General features: G+C 52.0%; 19 protein-coding genes and 1 rRNA gene. 13 read left to right on the top strand and 7 right to left on the bottom strand.

The genetic code is table 11. From position 1 onward, the window contains the following. Window positions 1–4 precede the first annotated feature (4 nt). Together BLT35_RS16820 and BLT35_RS16825 are read left to right on the top strand one after the other, a co-directional pair. Entirely contained in the window at window positions 5–1057 is a 1053-nt protein-coding gene (locus BLT35_RS16820) for a copper amine oxidase N-terminal domain-containing protein (protein ID WP_062410098.1), read from the top strand. A 134-nt stretch (window positions 1058–1191) separates the two neighbouring features. Continuing rightward, a complete protein-coding gene (locus tag BLT35_RS16825; RefSeq protein ID WP_175472005.1) occupies window positions 1192–1602 on the top strand; it encodes a hypothetical protein in 411 nt (136 codons plus the stop codon). A gap of 115 nt (window positions 1603–1717) precedes the next feature. Here the strand turns inward: BLT35_RS16825 and BLT35_RS16830 are convergent, their stop codons facing one another. Genes BLT35_RS16830 through BLT35_RS16840 form a run of 4 tightly spaced genes read right to left on the bottom strand, consistent with a single transcriptional unit; the run spans window position 1718 to window position 3667 of the window. Beyond that, complete coding sequence (locus BLT35_RS16830; protein ID WP_074729048.1) at window positions 1718–2383, bottom strand: amino acid ABC transporter ATP-binding protein; 666 nt, start codon at window positions 2381–2383, stop codon at window positions 1718–1720. Window positions 2384–2394: 11 nt separating this feature from the next. Further along, the gene (locus tag BLT35_RS27585) at window positions 2395–2706 is read right to left on the bottom strand and encodes an ABC transporter permease subunit (protein WP_254777588.1); all 312 of its coding nucleotides are present in this window, start codon (window positions 2704–2706) and stop codon (window positions 2395–2397) included. Beyond that, window positions 2597–3097, bottom strand: coding sequence for an ABC transporter permease subunit (locus tag BLT35_RS16835; RefSeq protein ID WP_254777589.1), 501 nt, complete (start codon window positions 3095–3097; stop codon window positions 2597–2599). Before BLT35_RS16835 ends, BLT35_RS27585 begins: the two co-directional genes overlap by 110 nt. 24 nt (window positions 3098–3121) lie before the next feature. Continuing rightward, entirely contained in the window at window positions 3122–3667 is a 546-nt protein-coding gene (locus tag BLT35_RS16840) for an amino acid ABC transporter permease (protein WP_074729050.1), read from the bottom strand. A 5-nt stretch (window positions 3668–3672) separates the two neighbouring features. Here BLT35_RS16840 and BLT35_RS16845 point away from each other — a divergent pair, with 5 nt between their 5' ends. After that, window positions 3673–4272 (top strand): helix-turn-helix domain-containing protein, encoded by a 600-nt coding sequence (locus BLT35_RS16845; protein WP_074729052.1) that lies wholly within the window; start codon window positions 3673–3675, stop codon window positions 4270–4272. A 139-nt stretch (window positions 4273–4411) separates the two neighbouring features. Here BLT35_RS16845 and BLT35_RS16850 read toward each other — a convergent pair whose 3' ends face one another. The 3 genes from BLT35_RS16850 to BLT35_RS16860 form a co-directional block, all read right to left on the bottom strand. Further along, window positions 4412–5272, bottom strand: coding sequence for a MetQ/NlpA family ABC transporter substrate-binding protein (locus BLT35_RS16850; protein ID WP_074729054.1), 861 nt, complete (start codon window positions 5270–5272; stop codon window positions 4412–4414). A gap of 67 nt (window positions 5273–5339) precedes the next feature. After that, on the bottom strand, window positions 5340–5996 hold the full coding sequence (locus BLT35_RS16855) for a methionine ABC transporter permease (protein WP_054819893.1): 657 nt from the start codon (window positions 5994–5996) through the stop codon (window positions 5340–5342). Next, window positions 5996–7000 (bottom strand): methionine ABC transporter ATP-binding protein, encoded by a 1005-nt coding sequence (locus tag BLT35_RS16860; protein ID WP_062411080.1) that lies wholly within the window; start codon window positions 6998–7000, stop codon window positions 5996–5998. Before BLT35_RS16860 ends, BLT35_RS16855 begins: the two co-directional genes overlap by 1 nt. Window positions 7001–7278: 278 nt before the next feature. Here BLT35_RS16860 and BLT35_RS16865 point away from each other — a divergent pair, with 278 nt between their 5' ends. From BLT35_RS16865 to BLT35_RS16900, 10 genes are all read left to right on the top strand, one after another. Next, a complete protein-coding gene (locus tag BLT35_RS16865; RefSeq protein ID WP_054819894.1) occupies window positions 7279–7521 on the top strand; it encodes a hypothetical protein in 243 nt (80 codons plus the stop codon). Window positions 7522–7547: 26 nt separating this feature from the next. Then, the gene (locus BLT35_RS16870) at window positions 7548–8450 is read left to right on the top strand and encodes a spore coat protein (protein WP_074729056.1); all 903 of its coding nucleotides are present in this window, start codon (window positions 7548–7550) and stop codon (window positions 8448–8450) included. 214 nt (window positions 8451–8664) lie between these two features. After that, on the top strand, window positions 8665–9249 hold the full coding sequence (locus tag BLT35_RS16875) for a hypothetical protein (protein WP_074729058.1): 585 nt from the start codon (window positions 8665–8667) through the stop codon (window positions 9247–9249). 265 nt (window positions 9250–9514) lie between these two features. Next, window positions 9515–10213, top strand: a complete 699-nt coding sequence (gene pcrB, locus BLT35_RS16880; RefSeq protein ID WP_062411079.1) for a heptaprenylglyceryl phosphate synthase — start codon at window positions 9515–9517, stop codon at window positions 10211–10213. A gap of 6 nt (window positions 10214–10219) precedes the next feature. Then, window positions 10220–12508 (top strand): DNA helicase PcrA, encoded by a 2289-nt coding sequence (gene pcrA / locus BLT35_RS16885; RefSeq protein WP_074729060.1) that lies wholly within the window; start codon window positions 10220–10222, stop codon window positions 12506–12508. Window positions 12509–12531: 23 nt separating this feature from the next. Continuing rightward, window positions 12532–14550, top strand: a complete 2019-nt coding sequence (ligA, locus tag BLT35_RS16890) for an NAD-dependent DNA ligase LigA (RefSeq protein ID WP_074729062.1) — start codon at window positions 12532–12534, stop codon at window positions 14548–14550. A gap of 79 nt (window positions 14551–14629) precedes the next feature. Then, window positions 14630–14791 carry a hypothetical protein gene (locus BLT35_RS27590; protein WP_254777590.1) on the top strand — a complete coding sequence of 54 codons (162 nt, stop codon included), beginning with the start codon at window positions 14630–14632 and terminating at the stop codon, window positions 14789–14791. Continuing rightward, the gene (locus BLT35_RS27595; protein ID WP_254777591.1) at window positions 14763–15155 is read left to right on the top strand and encodes a hypothetical protein; all 393 of its coding nucleotides are present in this window, start codon (window positions 14763–14765) and stop codon (window positions 15153–15155) included. The genes BLT35_RS27590 and BLT35_RS27595 overlap by 29 nt, the downstream gene beginning before the upstream one ends. A 105-nt stretch (window positions 15156–15260) precedes the next feature. Continuing rightward, complete coding sequence (locus BLT35_RS27600) at window positions 15261–15626, top strand: hypothetical protein (RefSeq protein ID WP_254777592.1); 366 nt, start codon at window positions 15261–15263, stop codon at window positions 15624–15626. A 292-nt stretch (window positions 15627–15918) separates the two neighbouring features. Beyond that, window positions 15919–16090 (top strand): 16S ribosomal RNA (locus BLT35_RS16900); the annotation flags it as partial.

A 16090-nucleotide genomic window follows, 5' to 3' on the forward strand; every position in this document is an offset into this window, starting at 1 on the left:
ATCAATGAAACGACAACGTTTATTAGCTATTTTGGGTTTAACTGCGGCGCTGGTTGCGGGGAGCCTCGGTACTAGCGGAGCCGCGGCGCAAGCGTCGGACTATGAGCAGCGTTACGAAGCCGACAAAGCCGAAGCGGAAAAATATTACGATGTAGTTTACAAGGTGGCCAATGCCGATAAGGACGCTTTGGTGGCACAAGTCACAGCCGATATGGAATCGTTGGCTGAGCTGCTGAATAACGACTATCAAGAATTGAAGAAGAAATACCCTCCCGGCCCTGCAAACGGACTGATCCATAACCAATACCAACGCTCGATTGACCCGGGCAACACTTTAGGCAGCTTCGGACGCTATTACGAATCCTATAAACGGATACGCGACCGATACTCGAATGACGTCAAGAGCGGTGCATACCCTAAAAGTTTGATAGACGATTACAAGGATGAGCTCAAGCCCGACTCCCGGACCGGCGGAGCGATGAAACGATATGCCGCTAACAAAGCGGACGACGATGTGCGCGAGAAGGAGCTCGAGAGCATTCGGCAAACACGGGAGAACACATACAAACAAATTTTGGAGGAAAGAAACAGAGCCGTACAGGAAATATTGGAAGACCGGCAAAAGCTGATTACCGACGTTATGAATTACCGGCAGCGGATATTCGATGAAGCGCCAATCGCCGTTAAGCCGCTAACGGTAAGTTTCGCAGAAATCAAGGTGATGATTGACGGCGAACTGCAAACCTTTGAACAGCCGCCGGTGAATGATTCCGGGAATGTACTTGTCCCCATGAGAGCGATATTCGAGGCGCTGGGCGCCACGGTATTGTGGAACCAGGAACAGAGGGCGGTTCAGGCCAAGAAGGGCGGTACAACGATCGACCTTAAGCTCGGCAGTAAAGATGCCTTGATCAACGGAAGCCCGAAAACGTTGGACGCGCCGGCCAAGCTTGTCGGTTCTTCAACGATGGTACCGATCCGGTTTATCAGCGAAGCGCTCGGGGCGAAGGTGGAGTGGGATCAACTGACCCAAACCGTGCTGATTGAGACAAAGTAAGCTGAGAGGAAAGCGAGTGAAAGCATCCCTTGTTGACTCCTGCCGTAGACACACGAAAGTGGCATAGAAAAAAGAGAAACGTCTTCCGTGTCGGTGTAGTGCTGTTATGTCTCGTTTGCGTCTTGTTCGTCTTCATGAACTACACGTCGTTGGAACGACGGATTTTGTTAATCGGTATTTTCAGCAGCACTGCGGGCGTGATCTTTTACACGTATTTCCTGTCCTATTTTTTCAGAACCCGGCTGAAAAATCGTGTGAGATATAAGTTTGGCTACCTGTTTGTTGCTATTTTATATTTGGGATTGTTGTACTTGATCTTCATGTTCGGGTGCTTCGTAACGGATATTGTGAAGGGCCCCGTAACAAAGGAGGTCGTCATCACGGAAAGATGGGATCCCAGGAGGGGCGGCGATCAAGTGCGAACCAGCGACGGACACACTTATGAGATGGCGGAAGGGTATGTCGATCTGCAAGAAGGACGCCGCTATAAAGTGAAGATTTTTAGGGCCAGCAGATTCATTATCGGAATTGAACAAATCCGTTAAGGCCGTTTTATCGCCTTACCCCCCACAGTCACCCGGGTGCAAGGCGACGGCTTAACCCGCTGCATTTCCTTGAACATCCGTTCCCTTCGGGATTGGTGAACGAACTAAAGTCGAATCAGATCGAATAATCCATATTTTTTAAAACTCTGTTTAAAAACTGTTTCGTTCTTTGTTCTTTCGGGTTGCCGAAAATATCCTTGGCGGTTCCTTCTTCAACCACAACGCCGCTGTCCATAAAGATGACCTTGGTCGCCACGTCTTCCGCAAAAGCCATTTCATGTGTGACAACCACCATAGTGGTTCCTTCCTGGGCCAGCTTTTTCATGACCTGCAATACTTCACCGACCAATTCCGGGTCCAGCGCAGAGGTGGGCTCATCAAATAAAATGACCTCGGGATTAACGGCAATGGCCCGTGCTATGCCGACACGCTGCTGTTGTCCGCCCGACAATTGTGCTGGATAAGCGTTATATTTCTCTGACAGGCCGACCTTATCCAGCGCTTTTTTGCCTATTTCCAACGCCTCTTGTTTCGGAATTTTTCTGCGAATCCCCAGCACTTCTTTCTTTGTCGCTTTATTCAGCGGATAGGTTATGCCATCGAATATCAGCTGTCCCTTGTCCGCCCGTTCCAAGAAATTGATGCATCTCAGCAGGGTGGTTTTGCCCGAACCGCTCGGTCCCACAATGACGACGACATCCCCCTTTGCCACACTCAAGCTGACTCCTTTTAATATTTCATTTGATCCAAAAGATTTATATACATCCTTTATTTCGATCATGGTGAGTCTCCTTATGCTGCGGATTTATATATTTTGAGGCGCGTTTCCAGCATTTTGAACATCCGTTCCACGATAATGCAAACCAAAAAATAAATAATCCATATATCCAGATAAGCTTCAATATAGTTGTAGCCGTAGGCCGCCTCGATCTTGGCTACTGCGGTAATTTCCTTTACCGTCATCAGAAATGCCAGGGAAGTGGCTTTGATCAGATTAATGGTTGCCGTACATATATTGGGGACTGCCGTAACCATCGCCTGCGGGATAATAATTCTCCGGTACGCCTGAAAGGTCGTAAGCCCGGCGGATTCGGCCGCTTCCAACTGTCCTTTGGACGGTTGACAGCGCCGATCGGAAGACCTCCGACAAAATGGCGGTAGTGTTCAATGAAAATATCACGTACGCATAATAAATTGGATCCACATCATACACATTGATCGGGCTGTTGATGCCTTTTAACAATGAAGCCAAAATGCTGGGCAGCATGCTGTAAAGCACCAATATTTGGACAACGATCGGCGTTCCGCGAACAAGCGAGATGTAGGCTGTAATGAGTCCGTTAATGGCGAAGCCGCTTTTTATTCGTAAGAAGGCAAAGCAGAAGCCAACAGGCAAAGAGATCATCAGGGTAACGGCTGTTATTTCCAAAGCGACTGGAACGGCTTTCAGGCAGACAAAGAAGGTTTTGATAAAAAAATCCACATCGAATGTCATGATGACATTTCCTCCACCCGGAGATTAGTAAGAATTGACCGCTCTCCGGCCTTTTCCAACCCATTTTTCCATTTTTTTGAGAATACTTTCCAGAGTAAATGAAATCAACCAATACATAATGGCAAGGCCAAGATAAATTTCACGTGAATGCGCACCCATATTCAACGATACGATCAGATTCGCTTTCCCGGTAATATCGATGAAGCCGATGGTAAAAGCCAGCGCTCCTTCTTTGGTGAGGGCAATGACTGAGTTGCCGAAATTGGGAAGCGCCACATAGAAACATTGGGGAAGAACAATCCTTCTGAAGGCTTGCACAGGCGTCAATCCTACACAAACCGCCGCCTCGTATTGGCCTTTATCAATCGACTCGTAGGCCGATCGCATGACCTCCGACATGGTTGCCGCAAACAGGAGAGAAAGAGTTACAATGACAAAGATGCCTTTATGAATATCGTTGATATCGACACCAAACCATTCCATCAGCAGTTCAGGTAACCCATAGTAGACAACAAATAACAATACAACAGAAGGTGTACACCTCAGAATTGTCGTATAGCCGTAGGCCAACGCTCTTGCTTTTAAAAAAGAAGACCTTCGAGTCGCTGCGGCTGCTGGAACGAATAGGAATTAAGTCCTGCTCGCCCTATGCGGCGAATGTCTTGCATGACGGTGTGCTGAATCACATCCGAAGCTTGTTTGAACTTGCCAATGATGCAGACCAGAGCGATAGTGACTTATCCCGGTTGATCACATGTTACCGAATTTTCGAAGTGATCTCCCGCCGTACGTCGGATACTTCTCGTCAACTTGTCTGTCCGGATTATTGGCTGCAGCAGGGCAAGGAATACATGGAAAGGCATTATTCGGACCACTTGAGCGTGGAGCAGGTTGCCGATTATGTTCACGTCACCCGGGCTCACTTCTCCCGGAGGTTTCATCAGGAATTCGGTGTTCCCCCGGCAAAATACTTGCAGCTGTTGAAGATTAAAGAAGCCAAGCGGCTGTTGGAGCAGACCGATCATAATTTATCTATTATCGCGCAAACGATCGGGTGTCCGGATGTGTTCACTTTTTCGAAAATGTTCAAGAAAACCGAGGGCATTTCTCCCCGAGAATACCGGCTTTTGAAAGGTGAGAAAGGAGCCGTTCCTGTACCGTCAAATTACTTGTAATGTTTGGTATTTCAGGAATGGTGTTCGCATTATATCAGGAATGGATGAAATCTTTTTTAAGCTTTCGGGGTTAAAGATATGCAAGAAGGCCGCTTTGGTGTCATCGCGACGCCGAAACGGCCTTTTTGCTTCGTTTTAATTAGAACGTAGGTACGACTGCGCCTTTGTACTTCTCTTCCACAAACTTCTTGACTTCCGGCGAATTGAGCGCTTTGGCCAGCTTCTGGATCGCATCGCTGTCCTTGTTGTCCGGACGTGCGGCCAGAATGTTGACCAGCCTATCCGCATAAGGCGAATCTTTATCTTCAATGATCAGCGCATCTTCGTTCGGTACCAGTCCGACCGTCAGTGCATAGTTCGTATTAATGGCCGCGGCATCAACCTCGTCAAGCGCGCGCGGCAGCGTGGCCGCCTCCAGCTCGACGAACTCCAGCTTTTTGTTGTTCTGCTCGATATCTCCGACTGTCGCGTCGACGTCCACGCCTTCCTTCAGCTTGATCAACCCGTGTTTGGCAAGCAGGCTGAGCGTGCGGCCTCCATTGGTCGGGTCGTTCGGAATTGCGATCTTGGCCCCTTCCTTCAGCTCATCCAAGCTTTTCACCTTCTTGGAGTAGACGCCGATCGGTTCGATGTGAACCCCCGTCACTTTCACCAGATCATAGGAACGTTCCTTGTTGAACTGCTCAAGATAGGCCGTGTGCTGGAAAAAGTTCGCATCCAGCTGCTTCTCGTATACCTGGACGTTCGGCTGAACATAGTCGTTAAACTCGAGGATTTCCAGCTTGACGCCCTCTTTGGCCAGCGCGTCCTTTACCGCATTCAATATTTCCGCGTGCGGCACGGGCGTAGCTCCGACCTTCAGCGTTACTTCCTGCTGCGTTTCGGAGGGAGGGCTGCTCTCTCCGCCGCTTGCCTGACCAGGCGTGTTCTGCTTAGTGCCGCAAGCGACCAATGCCGCCATCAGCACAAGCGCGACCAACGATAACCAAACTTTTTTCATTTTCGATAACTCCCCTTTCCTTCCTAAACCAGTTTTTATGCGAGACTCGTGCGGGTACAACATCCTCTTAACGGCGGATATACTTCCGTACGAGCAGGTCGCCGACCGATTGCAGCAGTTGGACGAGCACAACAAGCAGCACAACGGTCACAATCATGACATCGGGCTGAAAACGCTGGTACCCGTAGCGGATCGCCAGATCGCCCAGCCCGCCTCCGCCTACGACGCCGGACATCGCCGTATAGGAGACGAGCGTGACGGCCGTCACCGTAACCGCCGCGATAATGCCTGTACGTGCTTCCCGAAGCAGCACCCGCCATACGATCGTCCACTTCGAAGCACCCATTGCCTGCGCCGCTTCAATGACGCCGCGATCCACCTCGCGCAGCGCGGCCTCCACAAGCCGAGCGAAGAACGGCGCAGCGGCGATGACTAGCGGCGGTATCGACCCTTTGACGCCGATGGAAGTGCCGACAATCCATTTGGTCAACGGAAAAATGGATATCATCAAAATAACGAACGGCACCGAACGGGTAATGTTGACGATGACAGACAGCGTCCGGTGAACGACGCCGTTCTCCAGGATCTGGCCCCGTCCCGTCACGAACAGCAGTACGCCCAGAACCAGCCCGAGCAGCACGGTGAATACTAGCGAAAAGCCGAGCATGATCAGCGTATCTTGGGACGCTTTCCATACTTCGTTCCAACGAATATTGCTGAACATTACGACACCACCTCCACATCGACGCCGCGATCCCGCAGCCGATCAACGATACGGTCCATATCGGCCGTTTCTCCGCGAAGCTCGATGAGCAGCTGCCCGTAGGGAGTGTTTTTCATCCGCGACACCGTTCCCTGCAAAATGGCGAATGTTGCGGCCGTTTCGCGGACCACCTCATACAGCACCGGTTCGTAGGTCGATTCACCGACAAAATGAATGCGCAAGAGCCGTCCTCCCCGATGCGCGTAAGCGAATTGATCGTCCGGCCACTCCGACACCTGCCCGACGAATTCGCGGGTAATGGCATGCTTCGGCTTGAGAAATACGTCAAGCACGTCGCCCTCCTCGACAATGCGGCCGCCGTCCATCACCGCTACGCGGTTGCAGATCGAACGAATGACGTGCATCTCGTGTGTAATGAGTAGTATCGTGATGCCCAGCTTGGCGTTAATATCCAGCAGCAACTGCAGAATCGATTGGGTCGTCTGCGGATCGAGCGCGGACGTCGCCTCGTCGCACAGCAGCACGTCGGGGTTCGTCGCGAGCGCCCGGGCGATGCCGATCCGCTGCTTCTGCCCACCCGACAGTTGGGCCGGATATTTGCCCGCATGGTCTCTTAGTCCTACCAGCTCCAGCAGTTCGTCTACCCGCGCCCGTATACGGGAGGAAGACCACTTGGCTAGCTTCAGCGGGAATGCGATGTTCTCCGTGACCGTAGCAGTCGTCAACAAATTAAAATGTTGGAAAATCATGCCGATCCGCCGCCGCTCCTGCTGCAGCTCTTTCTCCCGCAGCGCTGTCAGTTCTTTTCCATTCACAATGACTCGACCCGACGTCGGACGTTCGAGCAGATTGACGCAGCGCAGCAGCGTGCTCTTCCCGGCGCCGGAGTGGCCGATTACGCCGAAAATATCGCCTTTGTCTACCTTCAGTCCGACATTAAACAGCGCCTCGGTCACAGCCCCGTGAGTCCGGTATGTCTTGCTCACTTGGTGCAGCTCGATCAGCGTCAATCCCTCCTTTCCAAAAAGCTACTATAATAACCTAGTTATACCATTGGATTAATATACATTAACATTAGGCAATTTTCAATAGTTTTTCCGTATGGAAAAGAAATAATTCGGTAGGCCAATGCGGATGATCCGCTGATAGCAGAACCGAGCGGCAAATGAGCCGCTCGTCTTTCTGCGTTGAAACGCAAATCAAACTTGAGATATGGCCATACATATTTTCCCACCGGTGCGGACAACCTACCTTTTGTCGATAATGAAAGGAGGATTCTGCCATGTATACAGGACAGCAACAGCAACAGCAGCAGAACATGAATACGGTCAGTTCCAAAGAGCTGGCTTACATTTCGGATTGTTTGAAAAATGAAGAACTGCTTGCCAAAATTGCCGCGCAGGGGGTGGCGGAAAGCCAAACCCCCCAGCTCAAACAAAAGCTGGCGCAAATTGCTCAGGATCGTCTTCAAAATACGGATCATTTGCTCCGGACGCTGCAGCAGCATACGCAGATGAGCCACTAAAAACTACATAGGAGGCGCGTACAATAATGTACCAACAAAACCCGATTAACCCCCGGCAAGCCGAAGCACAAGCCCATCATTTTCATTTGAATGAGCAGGATACGGCCAATCTCGTACTATCGGAGCTGAAGCGCGCCGCTCGTGAATACACCACAGCTGCGCTTGAAGCGACGCATCCAGTGATCCGTCAAACATTCGCGGGCCTAACGCAAAAAACGCTGCAGGACCAAGCGGAATTGTTTGATGTCCTGAGTCAAATCAACGGCTACGGCTCAATTTCCATGGCTACCCAGCAGGAAGTGCAGCAGGAGCTGCAGCAGCACATCCGCAAAGCGGAGCAGCTGCATTCGGTTGTCCAGCAGGCGATTCAAAGCGGAAGCGCCTATCAGCAGCCGATCCAGCAGGCCGCAATCCAGCAGCCGTTCCAATCAGGGCATACAGCAGGTGCGGCAGGTTACAGGAACCAAGGCGTCGCTTCTTCGGGAGCTTCCTCTTATACCACGGGCGGCAGCTTTGGAGCCTATCCGCACCAAAGTTTCGGTTCGACGCCAGCGTCCGGTTTCGGCCAAGGCGTTCACCCGGGCCACAGCTTCAGCTCCTCTGCCGCCGAGTCGCAGGAAAGTCATTATGGCTCAAAGTCCTCGGTGTCCGGTACGGACAGCCAGGATAATTTTACAGCCAAATCGGTACAGGACTATACGAGCAATAAATTCAGCAGCGGATTACAGGAAGCAAACGACTCCAGAGAACGGCAGGATCAAAGCCATTCTGTATCCGGAATAACTTCTCCGGCGGCGCGTTCCGGCGGAGGTTACAGTTTTGGGGTTCACTCTTCCGCTTCGGATGCCTCCACAGGCATTCAGACGTCGGTATTGACCACAAACCATACCAAGACGCCATCGTCTCCATCGGGGCGACAGTTCTCTTAACAACAAGTATGATGTAACCCGAACAAGACTCTGCAAACCTTTATTTATAAATGAAGGGGAGCAGAGTTTTTTTATTTAAAGAAGTCCGGTATGGTTTGTCGCAATGGACTTAGTCCGACGTCTCAAGAAGTTCCTTGGGCGTCCAATGCGGTATATTTTTTCGTTTTTGAACCATAATACGAGAAAAACGCCACAGCAGGAGGGGCTTCGTCCGATGAGACTATGGTTGACATTGGTTCTGATTACCGGGCTGCTTGCCGGATGCCAGACACAAGGGGATCGCAACTCTACCAATATAAAGACGCTGCAAAAAACCGTAGGCCGGGAACAGCTGCTCCAGACATTCAGCCGGATCACGCCGCCGCCGATGAACAAGGAAATCATGAACCAATCCGACGAACAGGTCATCGCGTGGATCCGTCAGGTGGACGATTGGACGCATAAAGTACTTTCTTCCCCGCTGACGGGTGAAATGGATAGGTATGCGATGCAGGAGATGCGGACGCATTTGGAGCAGGTGTATACTCCCGAGATGGCGCAGCGGATGATCGATTATTTTTACCGGCATGACTACACGATAGGCACCTATCAGGCGAACAGCACTAAAGCGATGCTGGGCTTGCGAAGCGAATGGAGCAAGTATGAACTGAACAAATCGCAGCCGGCCCCGGGCCAGTATAAGATTTCCTTGACGGGAAGAACGAGATTTGATTACGGCGAGTCGGTTATGCAGCATGAGTCGGCTTACCGCGTGCAGGGCGACCGTTTGATCGTGACAGATTTTCAGACGCGCTCATAGACCCGTAACGCTTCATACACTGAGACACAGAGCATCCTTGGAGGTGCTCTGTTTTTTTTGTTTTTATGAGAACATACATTCTCTTTTCGTTCGGCGAATATGATATAATAGAGGATATTTCCTTTATAAGTCCGGCATTTGACACTTCCTCCGGGGTAGCATAGACTTTATTCTAGACAAGCTGATAGTGGATATCGTACCCCTTTGACCGGGGTGCGTTTCGGCCCTTTTCACACGAACAGGAGGCATCCCCTTGCATTTGCGAATGGAACAATGGAAGCATATTTTTAAACTGGACCCGGACCGGGACATATCGGACGATGCCCTGGAGCGCGTATGCCTGTCCGGAACGGACGCCGTGATGGTTGGCGGTTCGACGGGCGTTACGTTCGACAACACGGTCGATCTGCTGGCGCGTATCCGGCGCTACGAGGTGCCCTGCGTGCTGGAGATATCCGATCAGGAGGCGATTGTCCCCGGATTTGACCTGTTTATGATTCCTGTTGTGCTCAACGCGGGTGATACCCAGTGGATCGTCGGCCGGCACCATCAGGCGCTGAAGGAATACGGTGCTATTATCGATTGGGATCAGATCGTGACCGAAGGCTATATCATATTGAACGGAGACGCCACCGCGGCCAAACTGACGGAAGCCGACACCCGTCTAAGCGTCAAAGACGTTGAAGCGTACGGGCGTATGGCTGATCGGCTGTTCCGCTGTCCGATCGTATATTTGGAGTACAGCGGCACGTTCGGCGACATGGCGCTGGTCAGAAGAGTACGCAGTCTGCTGAGCCAGGCACGGCTGTTTTACGGCGGCGGCATTGATGGGCCCGAGAAAGCGCGGCAAGCGGCTGAAGCGGCACACACGATTGTCGTTGGCAATGCCGTGTATGAGAATTTGGAGCTTGCTTTGGCCACGGTCGACGCCGTGCGTTATGGAAAAGCTGCAGAAAGGGAATAAAAACAAATGATAAATGAAACGACAGATATTTTTAAAGCGATTGAAAAACTGAATCCGCAGCAGCGCCAAGCCGTCGAGACGGTAGACGGGCCTCTGCTGATCATGGCCGGTGCGGGAAGCGGCAAAACGCGCGTGTTGACGCACCGGATCGCTTATTTGATCGCAACCCGCAAGGCGGCGCCTTGGAGCATCCTGGCCATCACGTTTACGAATAAGGCCGCAAGGGAAATGCAGGAACGCGTCAGCGCGCTGGTCGGGCCGCAGGGGCAGGATATTTGGGTATCGACCTTCCACTCGATGTGCGTCCGTATTTTGCGCAAGGATATTTCAAGAATCGGGTTCACTTCGAATTTCACCATTCTCGACTCGGGAGATCAGCTTTCCGTGATCAAGAACTGCATGAAGGAGCTGAACATCGATTCCAAAAAATTCGAGCCGAAGGCCGTGCAAGCGGTTATCGGCAACGCCAAGAACGAGCTGATTACGCCGGAGAAATTCGAGCAGAGGATCGGCGATTATTTTGACGGAATCGTTGCCAAGGTCTATACGCTCTACCAGAAAAAGCTCAAAAGCAACAATTCGCTTGATTTCGACGACTTGATCATAAAGACGATCGAGCTGTTCCAGCAAATGCCGGAGGTGCTTGATTTTTATCAGAACAAGTTCCAGTATATTCACGTCGACGAATACCAGGATACGAACCGTGCGCAGTATATGCTGTGCCGTTTGCTCGCGAGCAAGCATCAACGCATCTGCGTCGTGGGCGACAGCGACCAATCGATTTATCGCTGGCGCGGAGCGGACATCAGCAATATTCTCGATTTCGAGAAGGATTATCCGAATGCGACGACCATTCTGCTTGAGCAAAATTACCGTTCGACCTCTACGATTCTGAATGCGGCGAATAAAGTCATTGCCAATAACCTCGGACGGAAGCCGAAGAATCTGTGGACCGACAAAAGCGGAGGAAATAAAATCCGGCTGTACCAGGCCGATTCCGAGCATGAGGAAGGCTACTATATTACAAGCGAAATTCGCAAACAGGTTGAGCAGGGCCGTAAGTACAGCGATCATGCCATTCTGTACCGTACCAACGCGCAGTCCCGGGTCATCGAAGAAATTTTGATCAAGTCGGATATTCCTTATCAGATTGTAGGCGGAATCAAGTTCTATGACCGCAAAGAGATTAAAGATATTTTGGCCTATTTGCGGCTGATTTCCAATCCGGATGACGATATCAGCTTTGCCCGCGTGGTTAACGTGCCTAAGCGGGGGATCGGAGATGCGACGGTAGACAAGCTGGCTGCGGCGGCCGGTCAATTCGGCGTATCGATGTTTGCCATGCTGGAAAACGTTGACAGTATGGAAATTGGCGCCAAAGCGCGCCATGCGCTCTCGGATTTTCGCGAAATGATCGAAAACCTGTATCGGATGGTCGATTATTTGTCCGTGACGGAGCTGACCGAGAAGATGCTTGAGATGACGCATTACCGTGACGAGCTGAAGCGGGAAAACACGCTTGAATCGCAAGCCCGGTTGGAGAACATCGACGAGTTTCTGTCGGTCACGATGGAATTTGAGAAACGCAACGAAGATAAATCGCTCGTTTCGTTTCTCACGGACCTCGCGCTGATCGCCGATATCGATTCGATGAATAACGACCCCGAAGCGGGCAAGCAGGGCGTCGTGCTGATGACGATGCACAGCGCTAAGGGATTGGAGTTTCCGGTCGTGTTCATTATCGGCCTGGAGGAGGGTGTATTCCCGCACAGCCGTGCGCTGATGGATAATGAGGAGCTTGAGGAGGAGCGGCGGCTTGCTTATGTCGGCATCACGCGTGCCGAAGAGGAGCTGTACCTGACGTGTGCACGGATGCGCACGCTGTTCGGACGGACGTCGGCGAACGCTCCGTCGCGTTTCATAAACGAGATCCCGCAGGAGCTCGTGGAGGCTGTACGCGCCGGAGGCGGGTTCAGCCGCGGCGGCACCGGAACGGCGTGGGGCGGCGGCGAACGCCGCTTCGGCAGCACCGGAGCCTTCGGCGGCTCGCCGGCTGCGGGCCGGGCGCCCGTGAGCTTCCGCGGCGCCGGTGCGCCTGCCCCGGGGGGAGCCACGCCGAAGGCGGTGGACTTTGCCATGGGCGACAAAGTTTCGCATGGCAAATGGGGCACGGGCGTTGTCGTTGCGATCAAAGGCTCGGGCGAAGACACCGAGCTGCAGATCGCTTTCCCGGCTCCCATCGGGGTCAAGCGGCTGCTGGCCAAATTCGCCCCGATTACCAAAGCAAATGAATAGAGCCAGGAGAGGACGAACTGACCATGCCGGATGCTATGGAAACCATGCAAACCCTCATAGAAGAAATCAATAAGCATAACTATCTGTACTATACATTGGACCAGCCTTCCATCAGCGATGCCGAGTATGATGCGCTTTATGCGAAGCTGGTCGAGCTGGAGGCGGAAACCGGGACGGTACTGCCGCATTCGCCGACACAGCGGGTGGGGGGAGAGCTGCTCAAAGGCTTTGAGCCTCACCGCCACCTCTCCAGACTTTGGAGCCTCGACAAAGCACAGAATCGCGACGATTTGATGGCATGGTACCAACGGGCTCAAAAACTGGTGGATCAATACAATGCACAGAATCCGGAGAACCTGCTTCCGCCTTTATCTTTCGTCGTGGAGCTGAAATTTGACGGCCTGACCCTGAACCTGACATATGACCGCGGCGAGCTTGTTCAAGCGGCTACCCGCGGCAACGGAGTGGTGGGTGAAGGCATTTTGCCTCAGGTAAAGACGATCAAGTCCATTCCGCTGCAAATTCCGTATAAAGAGGGCGTGATAGAGGTACAGGGGGAGGGGATCATGAACCTGTCCGTACTTGACGCCTATAACCGGACGGCTGCAGAGCCGCTCAAGAACGCACGCAATGCCGCGGCTGGAGCGCTTCGCAACCTGAATCCGAAGGTGACGGCTGAGCGCAAGCTGAATGCTTATTTTTACAATGTAGGCTATTCCGATGCGTTGAAGTTCCGGGATCATCAAGAGATGGTTGCCTTTTTGCGCGATAATCGATTTAAGGTCAGTCCGATGGTGAAATTCCTGGACAGCATCGATGCGGTGGCAGACGAGCTCGAGAAGCTTGCAGAGATGCGCGATACGTTCGATTTTCTGATTGACGGGCTTGTGGTCAAAATTAACGATATGCGTACTCGCGATGTGCTGGGCTATACGGATAAATTCCCCCGGTGGGCGGTTGCCTATAAATTCGAGGCGGAAGAAGCGGTTACCACCCTGCTTGGCGTTACATGGAACGTAGGCCGAACCGGCAAAGTGACCCCTCTGGCCCGTGTCGAGCCGGTGGATATCGGAGGCGTGACGGTCCAGAACTGTACGCTCAATAATATAGAGGATATCGAACGCAAAAATTTAAAATATGGGCTGGGAAGCCTCGTTTATATTAGGCGTTCCAATGACGTGATTCCCGAAATACTCGGCAAAGTAACGGATGAGGCCGATGGGGAGGAGATTGTTGCTCCCGATACCTGTCCTTCCTGCGGACATGCGCTTGAGAAGAAGGGGCCGCATTTGTTCTGTACGAATCGTCTGGACTGCCGCCCGCAGCTCGTGGGCCGCATTACCCATTTTGCGTCCCGCGACGCGATGGATATTGAAACCTTCAGCGAGAAAACGGCGGAGCAGCTCTATGACACATTAGGGGTTCGGGACCCTTCCGATCTTTACTATTTGACGTTCGAGGATTTGATCGGGCTGGAACGGTTCGGTCAGAAGAAGGCGGAGAATTTGATTGCTGCCATCGAGAAAAGCAAACAGCCGGATCTGGCATCCTTTTTATACGGCCTTGGCATTCCAAACACGGGGAAAACAACGACCAAGGAATTGGCGGATCATTACCGCAGTCTTGAGAAGCTCATGCAGGCTACTCCTGAAGAGCTTGTCACCTTGCCCGATATCGGAGGGATTGTGGCCGATAGCATCGTAGGTTTTTTCCAGGATCCTGCCATGCGGCGCAGCATCGAACGGCTGCTTGCAGCCGGCGTAAAGCCGGTCAGTGAGGAAGCTCCCGCTGTCGTAGACGAGGATAACCCGTTCTTCGGCAAAACCGTCGTGCTCACGGGAACGCTGTCTTCCATGAGCCGTGACGAGGCGGCCGAAAAGCTGGAGAAGCTGGGCGCGAAGGTAACGGGGAGCGTCTCCAAGAAAACGGATATTGTCATTGCCGGTGAGAGCGCGGGAAGTAAGCTGACCAAGGCGCAGGAACTGGGTATCCGTATTATCGACGATGAAGAAGAGCTGAAGCGGCTGCTGGGAGAAGCATAGCCCGCGCCTATTATCTAATCGACCGCCGGGATGAGATTTGTCCGGCGGTATTATTTTTTGGGAGGAGGTTAGATTGGTTATGCTGCATCTTGTGAATGGGGATTGCTTTGCCGACCGGTTGAGAGAGGTTGTGCCGGGAGAGGATGTTCTCGTTTGGCGGGAGGCGCTGTATAAGGGGCCCATTTCCGCTGCTTTTACGGATCCCGCGACACGTGAAGCGCGGCCAGCGCTATTTTACTGAAAAAGGGGTTCCGGAGGGATTATTTAGAAGGTACACGGAGGAGCAGGAGACAGTGCTGGAACGGTATCGTGAGCATGACGAGGTTGTTCTTTGGTTCGAGCACGATCTGTTTGATCAGACCCTGCTTATTTACTTGCTCCAATGGTTGGCTGCACGAGAACGGGGGGCGGTATCCATAAATCTTGTCTGCATAGATTCGTTTCCGGGTGTGCACCCTTTTAAAGGCTTGGGTCAGTTGAGCACAAAGCAGACGGCTTCTTTGTATGGTTCCTGGAAAGAGGTACGGTTGAACAATTTCGGCTTGCACGGCAGGCGTGGGAGGCTTATGCGGGTAGTAACCCTGAAGCTTTGGTTTTCTTGCTGAAGCGGGATATATCCGCTCTTCCTTATTTGTATCGGGCTATCCTGTGCCATTTGCGCAGGTTCCCATCGGTGAGGAACGGACTGAGTGCCGTACAAGAGGCCATTCTTGAAGGGGGTTGCCAACGGTATAGTTCAGCCTGTTTCTTTATTTGCCCAAATCAGCAATCAGTTCAATGATTTAGGGATGGGCGACGTACAATTTTGGGCGGAGCTTGACGAGCTTGTTCACGCTGAGCATCCGGTTATTGAGCTGGAAGGAGGGCGTCTTCCCGATTATAGCGGCAATCTGGATTCCGACAGTTTACGCTATGTTCGTATCCGGCCCACTTCTTTAGGTTGCGAGCTTCTTCAAGGCAGGGCGGATTATGTGCATGTCAACGGGATAAAGCGGTGGCTTGGAGGATATCAGGCTCATGGCAAAGGCCCGGTATGGCGCTGGAATGGATCGGTGGAACAGTTAATGTATTTGTAGAAAAAAGGTATTGCATTTACCCCTGGATTTATGATACATTATCCCTTGTCGCCGAAAAGCTTGTCCGAAACAACGGTGAGTCCTAACGGCGATGGAAATAAAAATCTGTTGCAAATCCTGACGTAAAATGATAAGATTAATTCTTGTCCGACAAAATTTGCAACAGCGACGAAAGCTCTTTGAAAACTGAACAAATAAGAACGAATGCTTAGTGCAATAACACATTTGAGCTAAATCAGCTCTGTACGATAAACAAGCGCTTTGACCGGCTCCGGCTGGTGAAAGTCGCCCTTTATTGGAGAGTTTGATCCTGGCTCAGGACGAACGCTGGCGGCGTGCCTAATACATGCAAGTCGAGCGCTAGGGGATCTCCCTTAGGGGAGACCTCCTGGAGCGGCGGACGGGTGAGTAACACGTAGGCAACCTGCCTGTAAGACCGGGATAACTACCGGAAACGGTAGCTA

Source organism: Paenibacillus naphthalenovorans (assembly GCF_900099895.1).
GTDB classification, from domain to species: Bacteria; Bacillota; Bacilli; order Paenibacillales; family NBRC-103111; genus Paenibacillus_G; species Paenibacillus_G naphthalenovorans.